The 18254-nt window shown below is 62.3% G+C and carries 13 protein-coding genes; 4 read left to right on the top strand and 9 right to left on the bottom strand.

Annotation, left to right across the window (positions count from 1 at the left end; all coding sequences use genetic code 11):
* Positions 1 to 800 precede the first annotated feature (800 nt).
* From iolB to VGH41_RS04110, 7 genes are all read right to left on the bottom strand, one after another.
* The gene (gene iolB, locus VGH41_RS04140) at positions 801 to 1604 is read right to left on the bottom strand and encodes a 5-deoxy-glucuronate isomerase (RefSeq protein ID WP_331596071.1); all 804 of its coding nucleotides are present in this window, start codon (positions 1602 to 1604) and stop codon (positions 801 to 803) included.
* Positions 1601 to 2527 (bottom strand): myo-inosose-2 dehydratase, encoded by a 927-nt coding sequence (gene iolE / locus VGH41_RS04135; RefSeq protein ID WP_331596070.1) that lies wholly within the window; start codon positions 2525 to 2527, stop codon positions 1601 to 1603. Before iolE ends, iolB begins: the two co-directional genes overlap by 4 nt.
* A gap of 10 nt (positions 2528 to 2537) precedes the next feature.
* Positions 2538 to 4490 (bottom strand): 3D-(3,5/4)-trihydroxycyclohexane-1,2-dione acylhydrolase (decyclizing), encoded by a 1953-nt coding sequence (gene iolD / locus VGH41_RS04130; RefSeq protein ID WP_331596069.1) that lies wholly within the window; start codon positions 4488 to 4490, stop codon positions 2538 to 2540.
* On the bottom strand, positions 4487 to 6514 hold the full coding sequence (locus VGH41_RS04125; protein WP_331596068.1) for a bifunctional 5-dehydro-2-deoxygluconokinase/5-dehydro-2-deoxyphosphogluconate aldolase: 2028 nt from the start codon (positions 6512 to 6514) through the stop codon (positions 4487 to 4489). The genes iolD and VGH41_RS04125 overlap by 4 nt, the downstream gene beginning before the upstream one ends.
* A 105-nt stretch (positions 6515 to 6619) precedes the next feature.
* Entirely contained in the window at positions 6620 to 7426 is an 807-nt protein-coding gene (locus tag VGH41_RS04120; RefSeq protein ID WP_331596067.1) for an ATP-binding cassette domain-containing protein, read from the bottom strand.
* A gap of 14 nt (positions 7427 to 7440) precedes the next feature.
* Positions 7441 to 8607: an ABC transporter permease gene (locus VGH41_RS04115; RefSeq protein ID WP_331596066.1), complete on the bottom strand. Its 1167-nt coding sequence runs from the start codon at positions 8605 to 8607 to the stop codon at positions 7441 to 7443.
* 214 nt (positions 8608 to 8821) lie between these two features.
* Entirely contained in the window at positions 8822 to 9868 is a 1047-nt protein-coding gene (locus VGH41_RS04110; RefSeq protein ID WP_331596065.1) for a sugar ABC transporter substrate-binding protein, read from the bottom strand.
* Between the two features lie 293 nt (positions 9869 to 10161).
* Here VGH41_RS04110 and VGH41_RS04105 point away from each other — a divergent pair, with 293 nt between their 5' ends.
* From VGH41_RS04105 to VGH41_RS04090, 4 genes are all read left to right on the top strand, one after another.
* Complete coding sequence (locus VGH41_RS04105; RefSeq protein ID WP_331596064.1) at positions 10162 to 11043, top strand: MurR/RpiR family transcriptional regulator; 882 nt, start codon at positions 10162 to 10164, stop codon at positions 11041 to 11043.
* Positions 11036 to 12058, top strand: a complete 1023-nt coding sequence (gene iolG, locus VGH41_RS04100) for an inositol 2-dehydrogenase (RefSeq protein WP_331596063.1) — start codon at positions 11036 to 11038, stop codon at positions 12056 to 12058. The genes VGH41_RS04105 and iolG overlap by 8 nt, the downstream gene beginning before the upstream one ends.
* Entirely contained in the window at positions 12058 to 13095 is a 1038-nt protein-coding gene (locus VGH41_RS04095) for a Gfo/Idh/MocA family oxidoreductase (protein ID WP_331596062.1), read from the top strand. The genes iolG and VGH41_RS04095 overlap by 1 nt, the downstream gene beginning before the upstream one ends.
* Positions 13096 to 13229: 134 nt before the next feature.
* Complete coding sequence (locus VGH41_RS04090; protein ID WP_331596061.1) at positions 13230 to 13466, top strand: sulfurtransferase TusA family protein; 237 nt, start codon at positions 13230 to 13232, stop codon at positions 13464 to 13466.
* Positions 13467 to 13623: 157 nt separating this feature from the next.
* Here the strand turns inward: VGH41_RS04090 and galU are convergent, their stop codons facing one another.
* Both galU and VGH41_RS04080 read right to left on the bottom strand, forming a co-directional pair.
* Positions 13624 to 14505, bottom strand: a complete 882-nt coding sequence (galU, locus tag VGH41_RS04085; RefSeq protein WP_331596060.1) for a UTP--glucose-1-phosphate uridylyltransferase GalU — start codon at positions 14503 to 14505, stop codon at positions 13624 to 13626.
* A gap of 61 nt (positions 14506 to 14566) precedes the next feature.
* Positions 14567 to 17446 carry a valine--tRNA ligase gene (locus tag VGH41_RS04080; protein WP_331596059.1) on the bottom strand — a complete coding sequence of 960 codons (2880 nt, stop codon included), beginning with the start codon at positions 17444 to 17446 and terminating at the stop codon, positions 14567 to 14569.
* Positions 17447 to 18254 lie beyond the last annotated feature (808 nt).

The following is an 18254-nucleotide window of genomic DNA, read 5'->3' as shown; positions in this document are numbered from 1 at the left end:
TATTAGCTTCGCCCCTGTGCGGGGCGGCACTCACTTTCTTTGCCGCCGCAAAGAAAGTAAGCAAAGAAAGCGGGCTTCACACCGCCAGCCAGTAGATGTCCGTCTCTGTCGTGTACCGGAAACGGCCCAACACAAGACCCGTCCTCGCGCAGTCGCCTTCGTGACACAGCACTCATCCGTTCCAGCGTTGCGCGCCGCGCCCCGCCGTCGGGCAAAACGCCTTCTTTACCGCGCGGCGGTCAACGTCTGGTGGCGACCTTGCAGGCACAAACCTGCGCCGTTTCAGCTTCGCGTCGATGGGCCCCGGCAAATCAGCGCGCGGTCTACTTTTACGTGACGCGAAGCGTCACGTAAAGCGCCGCACCCACCACCCTGGCGGACCCATCCGCCACGCGCGTAGCGCGTAGGCGGGATGAATGAGTGCTTTGTCACGGGGGCGAAGTGCGCGAGGGCCGATCTCGTCTCGGACCCACGCCGCGTGGGCGACGAGGCGCACACCTACAGGCTGGCGGTTGGAAGCCCGCTTTCTTTGCCTACTTTCTTTGCGGCGGCAAAGAAAGTAGGTGCCGCCCCGCACAGGGGCGAAGCTAATAGACCACCAAGAAAGCAAGGAAAGGCCAACGCCCCAGATAAACAGGCCAGTCAAAGCCAGACGCTACCAGACCGATAAGAGTACAAGCAAAAGCCCAACGCCGTAGGCAAACAACCAAATACCGAAGCTAACAGCCCAAAAGCAAATCAGGCAAACCCGAAAACCCCAACAACAGCCACCCACGCGCCGCGCAGGCAAAAAAACGAATTCACTTCGAATCCCGAACAAAAATCCACTCATGCGCTGGATCATTCTTGAAATGCCAAACCCGCTCCTTCCCCGCCATGACATTCAGATAATAAGAATCATACCCATAGGGCACAACCACTGGGTGATACCCCTTAGGCACCATCACCACATCGTGATCCTCAACCGCCATTGACTCATCAAGATCCCGCGAATCCGTGTACACCCGCTGAAACGCAAACCCCTGCGAAGGATTCAAGCGATGATAATAAGTCTCCTCAAGCGAGCTCTCGAGCGGCACGTTATCCGTATCATGCTTATGCGGCGGATAACTCGAAGCATGTCCGCCAGGCGTCCTCACCTCGACAACCAGTAACGACTCCGCCGCCTCAGTCTGCGGCAAGATATCGCAAACATAACGCGTATTAAGCCCCTTGCCCCGCGTCGAACGCTTCATCTGCGCAGGTTCAATCAGGCGCGCCGGCAACGCGCCCCTGGCAGGCGCGCTAGCTACGCCCACTTCAGCATTCCGCACCGCGCGCACCGTCGCCTGCACGCCAGGCGGCAAATACACCGCATACGGCGCGGCGTCCTCGAACACGCTGTCGCGTGAGCCCAGACTGCTCCACTTCGTTTCAGGCGTTTCAATATCGACAGCTCCCGCCAGCACGACAATGCAAACCTCGCGTGCCGGCTCGTGAACATGCACGACTTCGCCCGCTCCCACGCGGTAAGCCGCAAAACCCACGTACCGCCATGCCGCCGTTTCCGGCGTGACCCGCGCAATCGTCTGGCCCTCGCGCTGTGCCTTTACCAGCAAGCTCATGCTGCCTCCTTCGTCGCAGGCGTCGCCGCGCCAGGCGGCGTATCGACCAGCGCCCGCAAGGTCTGATATCCCTTCTCCGCGTAAGCGTACGACGGCGCAATCACCGGATCCTGTTCCGCTTCGACGACCAGCCAGCCGCGATAACCATGCCGTTTCAAGCGATCGATGATCGATGCGAAATCCACCGCGCCATCACCCGGAACGGTGAACGCACCGTTGATCACCGAATCGAGAAAACTCCAGTTGCGGTTGCGCGCAAGCTTCATCACAGTGGGCCGCACGTCCTTGCAATGAACGTGGCACACGCGCGCAATGTGCTTGTCGAGCACCTTCACAGGATCACCACCCGCAAACGTGATGTGCCCGGCGTCGAACAGCAGGCCGACTGCGTTGCTCGTGCGAGCCATGAGCTGATCGACGTCAGCCGGCGTCTCGACATACGCACCCATATGATGGTGATACGCAAGCCGCACGCCACGGCTTAGCGTATAACGCGCGAATTCGTCGAGGCGTCTGGCATACGCGTCCCATTGCGCTTCGCTGAAAAAGCGCGGGCGCTGATACAGCGGTTGCGGTGCGCCCTGAATCGAATCGGCGACCTCGCCGTACACCATCACCGTCGCACCATTGCGCGCGAGCAGTTCCAGATGCGCGTCCACTGAGGTAATTTCGTCCGCCACGCTGCCTCGTGCCAGTCTTCCGGAGTACCACCCGGACACCAATGCGAGATCGTATTGCGCGAGCAGCGTTTTCAGTGCCTGCGGTTCGCGTGGGAACTTGTTGCCAAGCTCAAACCCTTCGTAGCCGATGGCGCGTCCTTCGGTCAGCGCAACGTCGAGCGGAGTTTCACCGCCTAGCGACGGCAAATCGTCGTTCATCCACGACAGCGGGTTGATGCCAATGCGTACTTCGAACTGAGTCATGCGAACGTCCTCATTCGTTGACAGGGTCGCCGCCGGCCTGGGCACGTGCGTCGATATGAGCTTCGTATTGCGCACGCGCAGCACGCACCTTTTCCTGGGTCGATACCTCCGGCACCGCGACTTCCCACCACCAGCCGCCGTCGTCGGTCGTGCGGGCAGGGTCGGTGTCGATGCTGATCACGTAGGTGCGATCCGCGGCACGTGCGCGTTGCAACGCGCCCTCGAGTGCTGCGACGTTTGCAACATGCTCCGCCTGCGCTCCGAGTGAGCGCGCGTGCGCCGCGAAATCGATCGTGGGTGCGCCAAGCGGGCCTTGCGCGCAATCGTCGAACAGGTTGTTGAACGGCGCGTTGCCGCACGCCTGTTGCAGACGGTTGATGCAACCGTAGCCGCGATTGTCGAGCACGACGATGATCAGCTTCGCGCCCAGCATCACCGAAGTGGCAATCTCGCTGTTCAGCATCAGATAGCTGCCGTCGCCGACCATCACGATCACTTCGCGTTCGGGCCGCGCGAGTTTCGCGCCGAGGCCCCCGGCAATTTCGTAGCCCATGCACGAGTAGCCGTATTCGACGTGATACGCACCCGGCCGCCCAGCGCGCCACAGCTTGTGCAGTTCGGCGGGCAGTGTGCCGGCGGCGCAAACGACGATGTCGTCGGTGGTCGACTTGTCGCTCGACCGCTGTACCGCGCCGATCACGTCCGCATCGTAGGGCAGCACGGTATCGCGCTGCGGTGCATGTGTGAGCGTCGCGACCGTTTCACGCCAGCTTGCCGAGAGCTTGTGCGCCAGTGTGGTCCACGTGCGTTCGGCGTGCCAGTTGCCTAACCCGGTGGCGAGCGCACCGAGCGCAAGACGCGCGTCGGCTTCGACGACGAGGCCGCGGTGCTTGAGACCATCGAAGGCATTCGCGTTGATGCCGATCACGTCAGCCTGCGTAAATAGCGTGTTCGAACCGGTCGTGAAATCCTGCAGACGTGTGCCGATTGCCAGCACGCAATCGGTGTCATGCGCGAGCGCATTCGCTGCGGGCGAACCGGTCACACCGAGCGCGCCCGCGTTGAGCGGATCGTTCCAGGCAAGCGAACCTTTGCCGGCCTGGGTTTCGGCCACCGGGATGCCGTGCGCAGTGGCGAATGCGTGCAGGGCATCAGTGGCGCGACCGTATAGCACGCCGCCGCCGGCGACGATCAGCGGCCGCTTGGCACGGCGCAAACGCGCCACAGCGGCTTCGATTTCTTCCGTCACAGGTGCGGGCACGTGAAAGCTCACGACGCGCGGCTCGAAGAACTCCGCCGGGAAATCGTAGGCGGCCGCCTGTACGTCTTGCGGTAACGCAAGCGTGACCGGCCCGCAGAGGGCCGCGTCGGTGAGCACGCGTATTGCACGCGGCAACGCCGTAAGCAATTGCGCTGGGTGCACGATGCGATCGAAGTAGCGCGACACCGGCTTGAACGCATCGTTGGCGGAGATGCCGCCGTCGTGGAAGTCTTCGACCTGCTGCAATACCGGGTCCGGCGCGCGCGAAACGAAGATGTCGCCGGGCAATAACAGCACCGGCAGCCGGTTCACGTGGGCGAGTGCCGCAGCGGTCAACAGATTGGTGGCCCCTGGTCCGATGGAGGTCGTGACGGCCATCATGCGACGCCGGAAATGCGCCTTCGCAAATGCAATCGCGCTGTGCGCCATGGCCTGCTCGTTGTGCGCGCGCAGCGTCGGCAGTTCATGACGATGCTCGTACAAGGCCTCGCCCATGCCCGCGACATTGCCGTGCCCGAAGATCGCGAACACCCCACCGAACAACGGCTCAGTGGAACTGCCGTCCTCGCTCTTGACGCGTTGCGCGGCGAGGTAGCGCACCAGCGCTTGCGCAGCGGTGAGCCGCAGCGTGCCCTGGGCAGGCGCGACAGACTCGGGTGCATGGCTCGCGACGGGTTCGTGATGCAAGACGCGTTGGTTCATGCCGCCTGCTCCTGGTGATCGTGATGAGCCGTGGCGGGGTGCGCAACGGGCGCCCCGCGTGTGGCGCGCCACGAGGCGATCAGCGTTTCGAAGGTGTGCCGCACACGCGCAATCAGCTCGTCGTCGTTGATCGAGCCTGCGAGCCATGCGTGGCTCGGTTCATGGAAAATCGTGCGGCCCACGGTGAAGCCTCGGCAGCTCGCCGATTGCGCCGCCGCGCGAAAGCCCTCGTTCAGTTGCTCGACGGCCGCGGACAGGCCAAGCAGCACCACGCCACGGCAATACGGATCGCGTTCGGCGATCAGCGCATCGACGGCTTGCCATTGCGCGGCCTCCATCGGTTCGAGCTTCCACCACTCCGGATAAATGCCAATGTTGTAGAGCCGCTTCAACGCGCGATACACCGTGTCCGGCGCCTGCGGCAGATGCGCATGTTTCGGCGGAATCACTTCGAGCAGCAGTTCATGGCCGCTCGCCTGCGTCGCATCGTAGAGCGCGCGTAATTGCGCTTCCTGTTCGAGCCGTTGCTCGATGGCGTCGTCGGGATGGTATTGAACCAGACACTTCGCGACATGCTCCTGGGGCCACGGAATCAATGTCGTGCCGATCGAACGGCCATGATCGAACACCAGCGGCACCGATCCAGGCAGTTCCACCGGACGGCCGATCCACCAGCCGCGTCCGGTTGCCGCGTTGAGCGCGTCCTGGCCGTAGCGATCGTCGATCAGCACGCCAATGCGGCCTTGCAGTCCAAGCGCGCTTTCGGTCTGCGCCACGGCCTCGACGAACAGCCCCTTCAGTTGCGCGATCCGCGCTTCGCTCGCACCCGTTTGCTGCGCCAGATCGAAGAACTGGTTGCGATGATCGAACGCAAAGCCGAGTACTTCGTCCCATTGCTTGCGGGCAGGGGAGACGCGATGCAGCCGCGCGAGTCTCGCGTCGCGGTCCGGGCGGCGCATGCGTTGCGGGTCGGTTTTCGCTTCACTCAGGAAATAGTCGAGTTCGGCCGGCGTCGGCATGGCCGGGGCACAACCGTGACGCGAGACGACCAGCGCACCGCTGGCATTCGCCGCGCGGGCACACGCATCGAGCGGTTGATCGCGCAACCATCCCGACAGAAAACCGGAAGCGAATGCGTCGCCTGCGCCCAGCACGTTCAGCACTTCGACTTCGACGCCGCCATGAATCGGCGCGTCGTCGAGCGATGCCGGCACGTCGCCGTCGATGATCTGGCAGCCCAGCGGACCGCGCTTCACCACGAGCGTGGCGGGTGTCACGGCACGCACCATCGCGAGTGCTTCGATCAGTTCGGTCTTGCCGCCGGCAATCCGGAACTCCTCTTCGGTGCCGATCACCAGATCGATCAGCGGCAAGATGCGTTGAATGTGCGCGGTGACGTCTTCGTTTGCGACGAAGCGGGTCTCGCCATCCGCCTTGCCCGTGAGTCCCCACAGGACAGGGCGGTAGTCGATGTCGAGCACGGTGCGCACATTGTTGCGACGCGCGTAGTCGAGCGCGCGGCGGCTGGTGCGGTTGACCTGTTCGGTCGAAAAATGCGTGCCGGTGATCAGCAGCGCCTTCGATGAAGCAATGAATGCCTCGTCGAAATCGGCTTCGTCGACCGCCATGTCGGCGCAGTTTTCGCGGTAGAAAATCAGCGGGAACGTGTCGCGGTCTTTCAGACCGAGCAAGACCAAAGCGGTCAGGCGTTCATGATCGACGCGCACATGGCTGACGTCGCAGCCTTCTTTCGTGAGGGTCTCGGTGAGAAAGCGGCCCATATGGTCGTTGCCGACGCGCGCGAGCATCGACGAGGCGAGCCCGAGGCGCGCGCAGCCGAACGCAATATTCGCCGACGAGCCGCCGAGATATTTCGCAAAGCTCGACACGTCTTCGAGCCGGGCGCCCACTTGCTGCGCGTAGAGGTCGACGGCGAGCCGGCCGAGACAGACGACGTCGCGGCTGCGGCCCGGCGCAAAGCGGCTGGATGCGGCGGCAGGCGTAGATTTATTGGAGAGAGCCATGGAATGTCCTGAATATCGAAGCACGCAAACCCCGGCAAAGACGTGCGTTCAGATGCGAGCGATCAGTGCCGGCATGAAACGCACGTGCTGGAGACATGGCGCAAATCAGATCGTCGCGCCTTCGAGCTCGCCGATCATCTTCTGCATTTCGGCGCCGCCGGCCATCATGTCGAGCACTTCGTCCTTGCTGATGGTGTCCTTCGTGAAGGTGCCGAGCGACTTGCCACGATTGAGCAGCGTGAACGAATCACCGATCGGGTACGCGTGATGCACGTTGTGGGTAATAAAAATCACGGAGATGCCTTTGGCGCGCGCCGTGTGAATCAGTTTCAGCACATTGAAGCTTTGCTTCACGCCGAGTGCGGCCGTCGGTTCGTCGAGAATCAGAACGCGCGCGCCGAAGTGAATGGCACGTGCGATCGCGAGGCATTGCTTCTCGCCACCGGACATCGTGCCGATCGGCTGATGCGGGTCGCGCACGTTGATGCCCATTTCTGCGAGCTTGGCGCGCGAAGCCGTCGCGCATTGCTCGATGTCCATCACGTTGAGAACCCCGAACAGTTTCTTCTGCGGCTCGCGTCCCATGAAGAAATTGCGCGCCACCGAGAGCAAGGGCACCAAGGCCAGATCCTGATAGACGGTGGCAATGCCGAGATCGAGCGCGTCTTTGGGCGACGTGAAATGCACCGGCTTGCCGTCGACACGGTAGATGCCTTCGCTGGGCTGATGCACGCCGGCCAGCGTCTTGATCAAGGTGGACTTGCCCGCGCCGTTGTCGCCGAGCAGGCAATGGACTTCACCGCGCCGCAGTTTGAGCGTGATGTCTTTGAGTGCAATCACATTGCCGAAATAGCGGCTGACGTTTTCGAGCGACAGGATGTAGTCGCCATCGTCCGTTTGAATCGTGTTCATCATGAGCTCCTTGATTAGCGGGACGCCGAAACGCGGGTGCGCACGTAGTGATTGAACAGCACCGCGAACAGCAACATCACGCCAAGGAATACGCGGAACCAGTCTGAGTCGATGTTCGTATACGTGATGCCGATCTGCACCACGCCGAAGATCAGGGCGCCAAAGCAGGCACCGATCACCGAACCGTAGCCGCCCGTCAACAGCGTGCCGCCGATCACCGCGGCAATGATGGCTTCGAATTCGGCCTGCAAGCCGCGGTCCGCAGCGGCCGAGCCGATATCGCACACTTGCAGCACCGCAAAGAGGCATGCGCAAAACGCGGTCAGCACGAACAGTGAAATCTTCACGCGGCGCACCGGCACGCCGACGTTTTTGGCCGCATTGGCGTCGCCGCCCACAGCGAAGATCCAGTTGCCGAAGCGCGTCTTGGCGAGGACGAAGGCGCAGATCGCAGCAAGCGAAAACCACCACAGGATGACCTTCGGAATGCCCGGCACGAGCGGCAAGCCGTTATCCAGCAGCTTGACGACGCCGATATGACCGAACCACACGAACAGACCTTTGAACGCGACGCCTTGAAACAGCGTATGCGCGAGCCAGTCCTGGGCGGCGACGTCGCCTACGCCGGAGATGATCGTGCGGTCCGCGAACATCACCGAAAGCGCCAGTGTCAAACCGCGCAAGATGAACAGGAACGCCAGCGTGACAATGAAAGAGGGCAGCCGCGTGCGCATCACGAGGTAGCCGTTGAGCGCGCCGAGCGCCATTGAGCCGACGAAGGCAAACACGATCGACAGGGCAATCGGCCAGTGGAAATACATGGTTGGCAGCGCAACCATCATGCCGGCGAAGCCGATCATCGAGCCGATCGAGAGGTCGAATTCGCCGGCGATCATCAACAGGCACGCACCCACCGCGATGATGCCGAGGTAGGAGGCAACCTGCGACCAGTTCATCACACCATCGAGGTTGAACATGCCGGAGTTGCCGGCGGCGAATCCAAATACGAGGAACACCATCACGGTGCCGGCGAGCGCAGCGAATTCCGGACGGTTCAGCAGATGTTTGAACCAGGACTCGCTGCGCATGCGTTCGTCGGATCCGGCGGACGCGGGGGTCACGGTGGTGGCTTCCTTGTCGGAAGGATGATGTTTGGCATGGAAGGGGTTGGCGACGCCCATTGAAGCTCTCCTTGAGGCACCTGCGAGAAGCGTCCGGGGCGACACTTCGAGTGAGGCGCGTGATGCGAGTGAAACATTGCAAAGGGAGACGGGTGCAGCCGGCCAGCGGCGGCTGGCCACACACGGTCCCTTCATGTTCAGTCCAGGCACGCAGCGGTGCCCGGACGACCTGCGCACTACAAGCTAGCTAAAAACAAACTGCAGCAAACAATGCTTAGCGATACTGACCAGCGTACTTGATGACCTTGTCGATATTGTCTTTGGTGATGAAACCCGGACCGGAGCCGATGTTGCGCGGACCGTAGGAGGGTGCCAGTCCGTAGGTGGACAGGCGTTGCTGGAACTTCGGATTGGCCTGAAGAATCTGGCGGATCTTGGCCGGATCGGTAGTGTGTTCCTTCTTCACGATTGCCAGCACGGCCACCGGGATATAACCCTGCAGGTACGGCTGCTGATCGATGGCGAACTGGCACGTGCCGTCCTTGATGGCCTTCGCGATGTCGTCGTCAAAGTCGAAGGTGGCGAACCACATCTTGCCGGCGAGGCCCATCTGATGCAGCGCCTTGATGGTCGGCGCAGCGGACAAAGGCCCAAGCGCCAGCACGCCGCCCGTGTCCGGGTGATTGCGCAAATACGCGCTGACCTTCGACTGGATGCCGGTCGGGTCGGTGCCGGCATCGAGCGTGGAGCTCTTGAAGTCGACCCCGAGCGCCTCGGCAAAGCCGCGGCAGCGTTCGAACGAAGCCGGATTGGTGGCGTAGTGATTCACGCACAGGAACGATTTCACGCCGGCGGCCTTGGCCTTTTCGCCAGCCGCTTTGCCCGCGGCGTATTCAGGCTGGCCGACGTGCATGATCGCGCCGAGCTGCGCGCTTTGTTCTTCGGTGCCGGAATTGATCGTGACGAGCGGGATGTGCTTCTCAGTGACCTTGGAAATGGAACCCTTCAGCACGTCGAAGTCGGCAATGGTGACGATCACGCCGTCGTAGTTGCGCGCGGCGGCCTGTTCGATCAGGCGGGCCATGTCGGCGATATCGCCGTTAGGCGGGTTGCGGTAGTCGGTCTCGACGTTGAAATCTTCGTCGGCCTGTTTGATGGCGTTCTTGATGGTGTTCCACCAGGAATCCGAATCCGGTGCGTGGCTGATCAACACGAAGTGCCCATCGGCCGCGCGGGCCGCATTCGTCGCGGCCAGTCCTGCCGTCAGCGCCAATGCCGCTACCAGAATCCTGAGCGTAGCCTTGCCATTGCAAAGTCTCATTGTCTCCACCTTTATCGGTCTGTCGTTATTGAAGTGAGCGTGGGTGTCTTGTTCGGATGTTTCCACCTGCCTGCGAACCCTCTTAGCGTTTACACGCATGCTCGCAACACCACCGCTCACGACCAAGAGTAGGCCAACTTCTTCCGTGTTGCAATGAAAATTTCATGACAAATAAAAATGGAAAATACATTCCATTTGGCCGTGGTGCTGCCTATAATCGGCAGCGTCAGAGCGGTGTGAAGGGCTGTTGAAACGGGCCTTCTGCAGCGCAACAAAGCATTGAAGGAAGAGCCATGGCGGAAGACAGCACAGAAGAATTGCCGAGCGTCGACGATTTGATGCAGCGCATCGCGGAGAACTATGAATCCTTGCCGCGCCAGTTGAAGAGCGTTGCGACGTATATCGAGCAGCATCGTTCGAGCGTGATGGTCGATCGCACCAGCGATATCGCGGCCAGTTGCGGCGTCCATCCATCGGCGGTCGTGCGTTTTGCGCAGCGCTTCGGCTTCTCTGGTTTCTCGGATCTGCAGGCGGTGTTTCGTCAGGCCTATACGGGTCAAGGCACGTCCTCGCCGAGTTATCAGCAGCGCATTCGCAAGCTGATCGACGAGAAGCCGGGCGCGTTGTCCGGCGGCTCGGTTGCGCGCGAATTCATCGCAGCCTGCCGAGGCGGTCTGGACGAACTCGAAGGCGGCCTCGACGACGCGCAATTCGACGCCGCGGTGAAGATGCTGCAGCAGGCCGACAACATCTACGTGATCGGTGTGCGGCGCTCGTTTCCGGTGGCGAGCTATATCGTCTACGCGCTGCAGCACACGCCCAAGCGGGTGCATCTGGTGTCGGGCTTTGGCGGCATGTATCGCGAGCAGATCCGCAGCGTCAAGAAGGGCGACGTGGTGATCGCAATCAGCTTCGCGCCGTACGGCAAGGAAACCCAGTACTGTCTGCGCGTCGCGCATCACCATCAGGCGAAGACGCTGGTTATTACGGATAGCCAACTATCGCCGCTGTCGCGCTACGCGTCCACGCAACTGTATGTGAAGGAAGGGAGCGCGTTTGCGTTCCGTTCGCTGACCAGCACGATCTGCTTGTGCCAGGCGCTGTTCATCGCGCTCGCGTACAAGCTGGAATTGAACGTAGAAGAATCGAAAGACACTGGAGGATACGATGACTGACGTGACAGGCGGCAAGGTGATCGACGTAGCGGTGTTCGGTGCGGGGCGCATTGGCCGGATTCATGCGGCCAATCTCGCGCGGCAGCCGGGCGTGCGGCTCAAATATGTGGTGGACGTGAATCGCGAGGCGGCCGCGTCACTCGCCGCGCAGCACGGCGCACAGGTGGCCGATATTGATGGCGCGATGGGCGACGCGGCCGTCGGCGCAACCGTGATCTGCTCCAGCACGGACACGCATGCCGATCTGATTCTGCAATCCGCCGCGCAGAAGAAACACATCTTCTGCGAGAAGCCCGTGGACCTCACGCTCGAACGTGCGCGCGCGTGTGCACAAGCGGTGGAGCGTGCGGGCGTGGTGTGCATGATCGGTTTTCAGCGGCGCTTCGATCCGACCTTTGCCGCGCTGAAAGCACGCATCGAGGCGGGCGAAATCGGCACGCCGGAAATGCTGATCGTGACGAGCCGCGATCCGGGCGCACCGCCCGTCGAATACATCAAACACTCGGGTGGCATCTTCAAGGACATGCTGATTCACGACTTCGATATTTTCCGCTGGATCCTCGATGACGAAGCCGACACGCTGCACGCCACCGGCAGTTGCCTGAGTGACCCGGCGATTGCCGAAGCCGGCGATATCGATTCGACGGCCGTGACGATTCGCACGAAGAGTGGACGCCTGTGCCAGATCAACACGGCGCGGCGCGCGGCATATGGCTACGATCAGCGCTTTGAAGTGCTGGGCAGCACGGGCATGCTGCAGGCTGGTAACGTGCGTCCGACCGAGGTAGTGGCGTATTCGAAGACCGAGGTATCGAGCGACGTCCCCGAAGCGTTTTTCCTGGAACGTTACCGTGCCGCTTACGCCGCGGAAATCGCACACTTCTTCGAAGCCGTGACGCAAGACAAGCCGGTACGCACCACGGTAGCGGACGGCCTCAAGGCGCTGGAACTCGCCGAAGCCGCGACGCGCTCCTGGCGCGAAGGGCGGCCGGTACGTGTCGGGGAGGACGCGTGATGACGACCCGTGCGAATCGCCAACCGGTGCGTGTGGGTGTCGTGGGCCTGGGACGGCTCGGCAAGCGGCATGCGGAGAATCTGGCTTACCGTGTGCCCGGAGCGGCGCTCGTAGCGGCCTGCAGCCCGCTCGAAGAAGAGCGTGCATGGGCACGTGAGGCCTTGCCTGCGCCGCGCCTCTACGAAGACTATGCAGGCTTGCTCGCGGACCGCGACGTGGATGCGGTGTGGCTCGTCACGCCGTCCGCCTTGCACGCCCAGCAGATTGTGGACGCGTTGCGCGCCGGCAAGCATGTGTTCTGCGAGAAGCCGCTGTCGCTGGATCTGGCCGAATGCGAGCGGGTGCTGGCCGAAGCGCAGCAGCATCCGCATCTGCAGGCCACGATCGGCTTCATGCGCCGCTTCGATCCGAGCTATCGCGATGCCTTCGACAAGATCGAAGCGGGCCTGATTGGCCGGCCCTTCATGGTGCGTTCGCAAACCTGCGACAAGAATGATCCGGACGGTTTCTTCGTGCGGTTCGCGCCGACTTCGGGCGGGATCTTTCTGGACTGTACCGTGCACGACATCGACGTGGCGCGCTGGCTGCTCGGCAAGCCGCGCGCCACGCGCGTGTTCGCGAGCGGTACGGTGGCGCTGCACGAAGGCTTGCGCGAATTCGGCGACGTCGACAACGGTGTGGCCATCTGCGAATTCGAAGGCGGTCATCTGGCGATGTTCTATGCGTCACGCACCATGGCGCACGGCAACGACACCAGTAGCGAGGTGATCGGCACGGCCGGCGCTTTGTCGATCGGTCATAACCCGCGCTTGAGCCGCGTGGAAATTGCCGATGCCGGCGGCATCCGCAACGAATGCACGCCGACTTTCTTCGATCGCTTCGAGGAGGCGTTTCTGCATGAGGCGCGGGCGTTTGTCGCAGCGGTGCAGGGCGGCGGCGGTTCCGCCGGTGCGACGCTGGCCGATGCGCTGGAGGCGACGCGGATTGGCAGCGCGCTGCGGGCTTCGCTGGAAAGCGGACAGGCGGTGAACCTGTAGGCGCGAGGGCGGCGAGTCCTGACGGGTACGCAGGCACGTGGGAGGCGCCGCTTCGGCGCGGATAGGGCGGCTGCGGTAGAATCTGGCCTCTGTCCGGCGTCGCGTGAGACGCCTCATCCCGAAGGTCATCGTCGATGCAAGTTCAGGTTCACAAGGAAGTCGATGCGCGCGGGCTGAAATGCCCGCTGCCCATTTTGCGCGCCAAGAAGGCGCTTGCCGATATGGAAAGCGGCCAGGTGCTCAAGGTACTCGCCACCGACCCCGGCTCGCAACGCGATTTCGCCGCGTTCGCCAAGCAGACCGGCAATGAAATCGTCGAAAGCTCGACGACACATGACAAGACCTTCGTGTTTCTGATGCGCCGCCGCTAAGACGCCGCGTATTCGTCAGAAGATTATCGCGCGAACGTCGAGCCCAAAGTCTTCGCATCAAAACAAAAGGCGCTGTGCCCGCAATCCGCGAGGCCACAGCGCCTTTTGACTTCTACAGCGCGGCTTGCGCCGCGCTTTCACGTGACCGTTCGGATGCTCAACCTTCCAGCACCGGCGAACGCGTACGCAAATACTCTTCGAAATCCGCGGCCACTTCCGGATGGCGCAGCGCGAATTCCACCGTCGCCTTCAGATACCCGAGCTTGCTACCGCAGTCGAAGCGCGTGCCGTGATACTTGTACGCGAGCACCTGTTCGTCGGCCAGCAGCGACTGGATGGCGTCCGTCAGTTGCAATTCGCCGCCTGCGCCCGGCTTCAGCGAGCGCAGATGTTCGAAAATGCGCGGCTTGAGGACGTAACGGCCGACCACACCGAGGTTCGACGGCGCGACTTCCGGCGCCGGCTTTTCGATGATGCCCGACATCTTGATGATGGAGTCTTCCCACTCCTTGCCGTCGACGATCCCGTACGACTTCGTTTCCGACGGCGGGATCTCTTCGACGCCGATCACCGAGCTGTGATAGTGGTCGAACACCTCGATCATCTGCGCCATCACGGGCGGCTTGCCGTACAGCAAGTCGTCCGCGAGGATGACCGCGAACGGGTTGTCGCCCACCAGCTTTTCGGCGCACATGACCGCGTGGCCGAGGCCCAGCGCCTCCGGCTGGCGCACGTAGAAACAATCCACGTGGCTTGGCTTGATGCTGCGCACGAGTTCCAGCAGCTTGTCCTTGCCGCGCGCTTCGAGTTCGGCTTCGATCTCATACGACTTGTCGAAATGGTCCTCAATGGCGCGCTTGCTGCGCCCCGTGACGAAGATCATTTCCGTGATGCCCGCTGCCATCGCCTCTTCGACCGCATACTGGATCAACGGCTTGTCGACGATGGGCAGCATTTCCTTCGGGCTCGCCTTGGTGGCGGGGAGGAAACGGGTGCCAAGACCTGCTACCGGAAATACCGCTTTTGTAACTTTTAGCATGTGATTACCCTGAGTCCTCTGGTGGCGATGCCCGCGCGACGGCGCGGGCACGGAGCGTCAATCAGGCCGGCAGGCGCGCCAGCTGCGCATTCAGTTTGCCGATGGTCGTTTCATATTCTGCCAGCCTTTTCTGCTCCTGCTCAACGACTGCGGGCGGGGCTTTGGCCACAAAGCTTTCATTTTGCAGCTTGGCATTGCATTTCTGCACTTCAGCACCCAGTCTCGCAATCTCTTTTGACAAGCGTTCGCGCTCCGCCGCGACGTCGATTTCAACCTTCAGCACCAGCTTGTCACTGCCTACGATAGCAATTGGCGCGCCATGAGCTTGCGCATCCAGAGCTGCCTCGTCGGCAATGATCTGCACTTCCGACAGCCGCGCCAGCGCCTGGGCATACGGCGCGAAGGTGCGCAGGCGCCCGGCGTTGCCGGTTGCAAGCAGCGGGACCTTTGTTGCGGGGGACAGGTTCATCTCCCCGCGCAGGTTGCGGCACGCGTCGATCACCGCTTTCAGGTCGGCGGCCCACTGCTCGGCGGCGTCGTCCAGCTTGGCCGGGTCCGACAGCGGATACGGCTGCACCATGAGCGACGCTTCGCCTTCGGCCTTGCCTTCCGGGTAGCGGTTCGCAAGCGGCGCCACCTTCTGCCACAACGCTTCGGTGATGAACGGAATCACCGGATGCGCGAGGCGCAGGACCGTCTCGAGCACGCGCAACAGGGTGCGGCGCGTGGCGCGCTGCTGTTCCGGCGTGCCGCTCTGGATCTGCACCTTGGCAAGCTCGAGATACCAGTCACAGTATTCGTCCCACACGAACTTGTATATGGCGTTCGCCACATTGTCGAAACGGTAGTCGGCGAAACCCCTGGCGACCTCCGCTTCCACGCGCTGCAGCAGCGACACGATCCAGCGGTCGGCCTGCGAGAAGTCGAGGTAAGCGCCGGGGCCGCATTCGCCTGCGCCATCCGGGCCGCATGCGTCGGCTGCCTTGCCGAAACCGCAGTCGTGGCCTTCGCAGTTCATCAGCACGAAGCGGGTCGCGTTCCACAGCTTGTTGCAAAAGTTGCGGTAGCCCTCGCAGCGCGCGAGGTCGAAATTCACGTTACGGCCGAGCGTGGCCATGGAGGCCATGGTGAAGCGCAGCGCGTCCGTGCCGAAGGCGGGGATGCCGTCCGGGAATTCCTTGCGGGTTTTTTTCTCGATCGACGCCGCCTGCTTCGGGTTCATCAGACCGGTGGTGCGCTTGGCGACGAGCGAATCGAGGTCGATGCCGTCGACGATGTCGATCGGGTCGAGCGTGTTGCCCTTGCTCTTCGACATCTTCTGACCCTCGGCGTCGCGCACCAGACCGTGCACGTAGACCGTGTCGAAAGGCACCTTGCCGGTGAAGTGGGTGGTCATCATGACCATCCGCGCGACCCAGAAGAAGATGATGTCGAAACCGGTGACGAGCACCGACGAGGGCAGGAAGGCTTGCAGTTCTTCCGTCTGATTGGGCCAGCCGAGCGACGAGAACGGCACCAGCGCCGACGAGAACCACGTGTCGAGCACGTCTTCATCGCGCTTTAGCGGACCCGTGTAGCCGGCTTCTGCAGCCTTTTCGCGGGCGCCTTCTTCGGTCCGGGCGACGAACACTTCGCCGTTTTCGCCGTACCACGCCGGGATCTGATGGCCCCACCAGAGCTGGCGCGAGATACACCAGTCCTGGATGTTTTCGAGCCATTGGTAGTAGGTGGTGGTCCAGTTTTCCGGCACGAACCTGATCTGGCCGTTGCGGACCACGTCGAGCGCGGCTTCGGCGATCGATTTGCCCGGATTGAAGGTGCCTTGCGGCGCCGGACGGCTCATGCCGACAAACCATTGATCGGTGAGCATCGGCTCGAGCACGACGCCGGTGCGGTCGCCGCGCGGCACCATCAGCTTGTGCGGCTTGACGGATTCGAGCAGACCGAGGGCTTCGAGGTCGGCCACGACCTGTTTGCGCGCTTCGAAGCGATCGAGACCGCGGTACTTTTCGGGAGCGTTGTCGTTGATCTTCGCTTCGAGCGTGAGGATTTCGATCTGCGGCAGCTTGTGGCGCTGGCCGACCTGATAGTCGTTGAAATCGTGCGCGGGGGTGACCTTGACGACGCCGGTGCCGAATTCGCGGTCGACGTAGTCATCCGCGATGATGGGGATTGCGCGGTTGCAAAGCGGCAGCGTGACGGTCTTGCCGATCAGCTGCGCGTACCGGTCGTCTTCCGGATGGACCATGACGGCGACGTCGCCGAGCATGGTTTCGGGGCGGGTGGTAGCGACCGTCAGATGGCCGGAGCCGTCGGTGAGCGGGTACTGGATGTGCCAGAGGTGGCCGTTTTCTTCTTCGCTGGCGACTTCGAGGTCGGAGACGGCGGTCATGAGGACCGGATCCCAGTTGACGAGGCGCTTGCCGCGATAGATCAGGCCCTGTTCATAGAGCTGGACGAAGACGTCGCGCACGGCGGCGGACATTTTGTCGTCCATGGTGAAGTATTCGCGCGACCAGTCGATGGAGGCGCCGAGGCGCCGCACCTGGCTGGTGATGGTCGAGCCGGATTGCTGTTTCCATTCCCAGACGCGTTCGACGAACTTTTCGCGGCCGAGGTCGTGGCGCGAGACGCCCTGGGCGTCGAGCTGGCGTTCGACGACGATTTGCGTGGCGATGCCTGCGTGGTCGGTGCCCGGCACCCAGAGGGTGTTTTCACCCAGCATGCGGTGATAGCGCGTGAGGCCGTCCATGATCGTCTGATTGAAGGCGTGGCCCATGTGGAGGGTGCCTGTGACGTTGGGCGGCGGGAGCTGGATGGAGAAGTTTTTCCGGTCCGGGGCGAACGCGGGCGCGGCGTAACCGCGTTTTTCCCACTCCGGGCCCCACTGGGCTTCGATGTTGTGGGGCTCGAAACTCTTGGCAAGCGTGCTGTCGCTCATTGTTCGTGATCTGCCGAAATGCAATGGAATCTTTGATTATAAAGGGAGAGGGGGTGGTGCCTGCGGTGGTTGTTGGTTTGATGGGGTTGGGTTTTGACTGTTTGCCTGCGGCGCTGGACTTTCCTTGTAGTCTTATCGGTCTGGTAGCTTCGGGCTTCGGCTGTTTACCAGGGGCGTTGGCCTTTCCTTGATTTGCTTTCGGTCTATTAGCTTCGCCCCTGTGCGGGGCGGCACTCACTTTCTTTGCCGCCGCAAAGAAAGTAAGCAAAGAAAGCGGGCTTCCAACCGCCAGCCTGTAGGTGTGCGCCCCGCCGCCCACGCGGCGTGGGTCCGAAACGAGATCGGCCCTCGCGCACTTCGCCCCGGTGACAAAGCACTCATTCATCCCGCCTACGCGCTACGCGCGTGGCGGAGGGGTCCGCCAGGGCGGCGGGTGCGGCGCTTTACGTGACGCTTCGCGTCCGCGACGCGTCACGCAAAAGTAGACCCCGCGCTGATTTGCCGGGGCAGATCGGCGCGAAGCTGAAACGGCGCAGGTTTGTGCCTGTAAGGTCGCCACCAGACGTTGACCGCCGCGCGGTGAAGAAGGCGTTTTGCCCGACGGCGGGGCGCGGCGCGCAACGCTGGAACGGATGAGTGCTGTGTCACGAAGGCGACTGCGCGAGGGCGGGTCTTGTGTTGGGCCGTTTCCGGTACACGACAGAGACGGACATCTACTGGCTGGCGGTGTGAAGCCCGCTTTCTTTGCTTACTTTCTTTGCGGCGGCAAAGAAAGTGAGTGCCGCCCCGCACAGGGGCGAAGCTAATA

This window comes from Paraburkholderia sp. (genome assembly GCF_036488795.1).
Lineage (GTDB): Bacteria > Pseudomonadota > Gammaproteobacteria > Burkholderiales > Burkholderiaceae > Paraburkholderia.
Note: the sequence above shows the minus strand (reverse complement) of the source record. Positions and strands in the feature narration are given on the sequence as shown.

Excerpts from the sequence above, each read along its gene's own strand:
- VGH41_RS04120 (WP_331596067.1), bottom strand. The coding sequence starts at position 7,426 with ATGAACACGATTCAAACGGACGATGGCGACTACATCCTGTCGCTCGAA.
- VGH41_RS04105 (WP_331596064.1), top strand. The coding sequence starts at position 10,162 with ATGGCGGAAGACAGCACAGAAGAATTGCCGAGCGTCGACGATTTGATG.
- VGH41_RS04080 (WP_331596059.1), bottom strand. The coding sequence starts at position 17,446 with ATGAGCGACAGCACGCTTGCCAAGAGTTTCGAGCCCCACAACATCGAA.
- VGH41_RS04125 (WP_331596068.1), bottom strand. The coding sequence starts at position 6,514 with ATGGCTCTCTCCAATAAATCTACGCCTGCCGCCGCATCCAGCCGCTTT.
- iolB (WP_331596071.1), bottom strand. The coding sequence starts at position 1,604 with ATGAGCTTGCTGGTAAAGGCACAGCGCGAGGGCCAGACGATTGCGCGG.
- VGH41_RS04095 (WP_331596062.1), top strand. The coding sequence starts at position 12,058 with ATGACGACCCGTGCGAATCGCCAACCGGTGCGTGTGGGTGTCGTGGGC.
- VGH41_RS04115 (WP_331596066.1), bottom strand. The coding sequence starts at position 8,607 with ATGGGCGTCGCCAACCCCTTCCATGCCAAACATCATCCTTCCGACAAG.
- iolG (WP_331596063.1), top strand. The coding sequence starts at position 11,036 with ATGACTGACGTGACAGGCGGCAAGGTGATCGACGTAGCGGTGTTCGGT.
- VGH41_RS04090 (WP_331596061.1), top strand. The coding sequence starts at position 13,230 with ATGCAAGTTCAGGTTCACAAGGAAGTCGATGCGCGCGGGCTGAAATGC.
- VGH41_RS04110 (WP_331596065.1), bottom strand. The coding sequence starts at position 9,868 with ATGAGACTTTGCAATGGCAAGGCTACGCTCAGGATTCTGGTAGCGGCA.
- iolD (WP_331596069.1), bottom strand. The coding sequence starts at position 4,490 with ATGAACCAACGCGTCTTGCATCACGAACCCGTCGCGAGCCATGCACCC.
- galU (WP_331596060.1), bottom strand. The coding sequence starts at position 14,505 with ATGCTAAAAGTTACAAAAGCGGTATTTCCGGTAGCAGGTCTTGGCACC.
- iolE (WP_331596070.1), bottom strand. The coding sequence starts at position 2,527 with ATGACTCAGTTCGAAGTACGCATTGGCATCAACCCGCTGTCGTGGATG.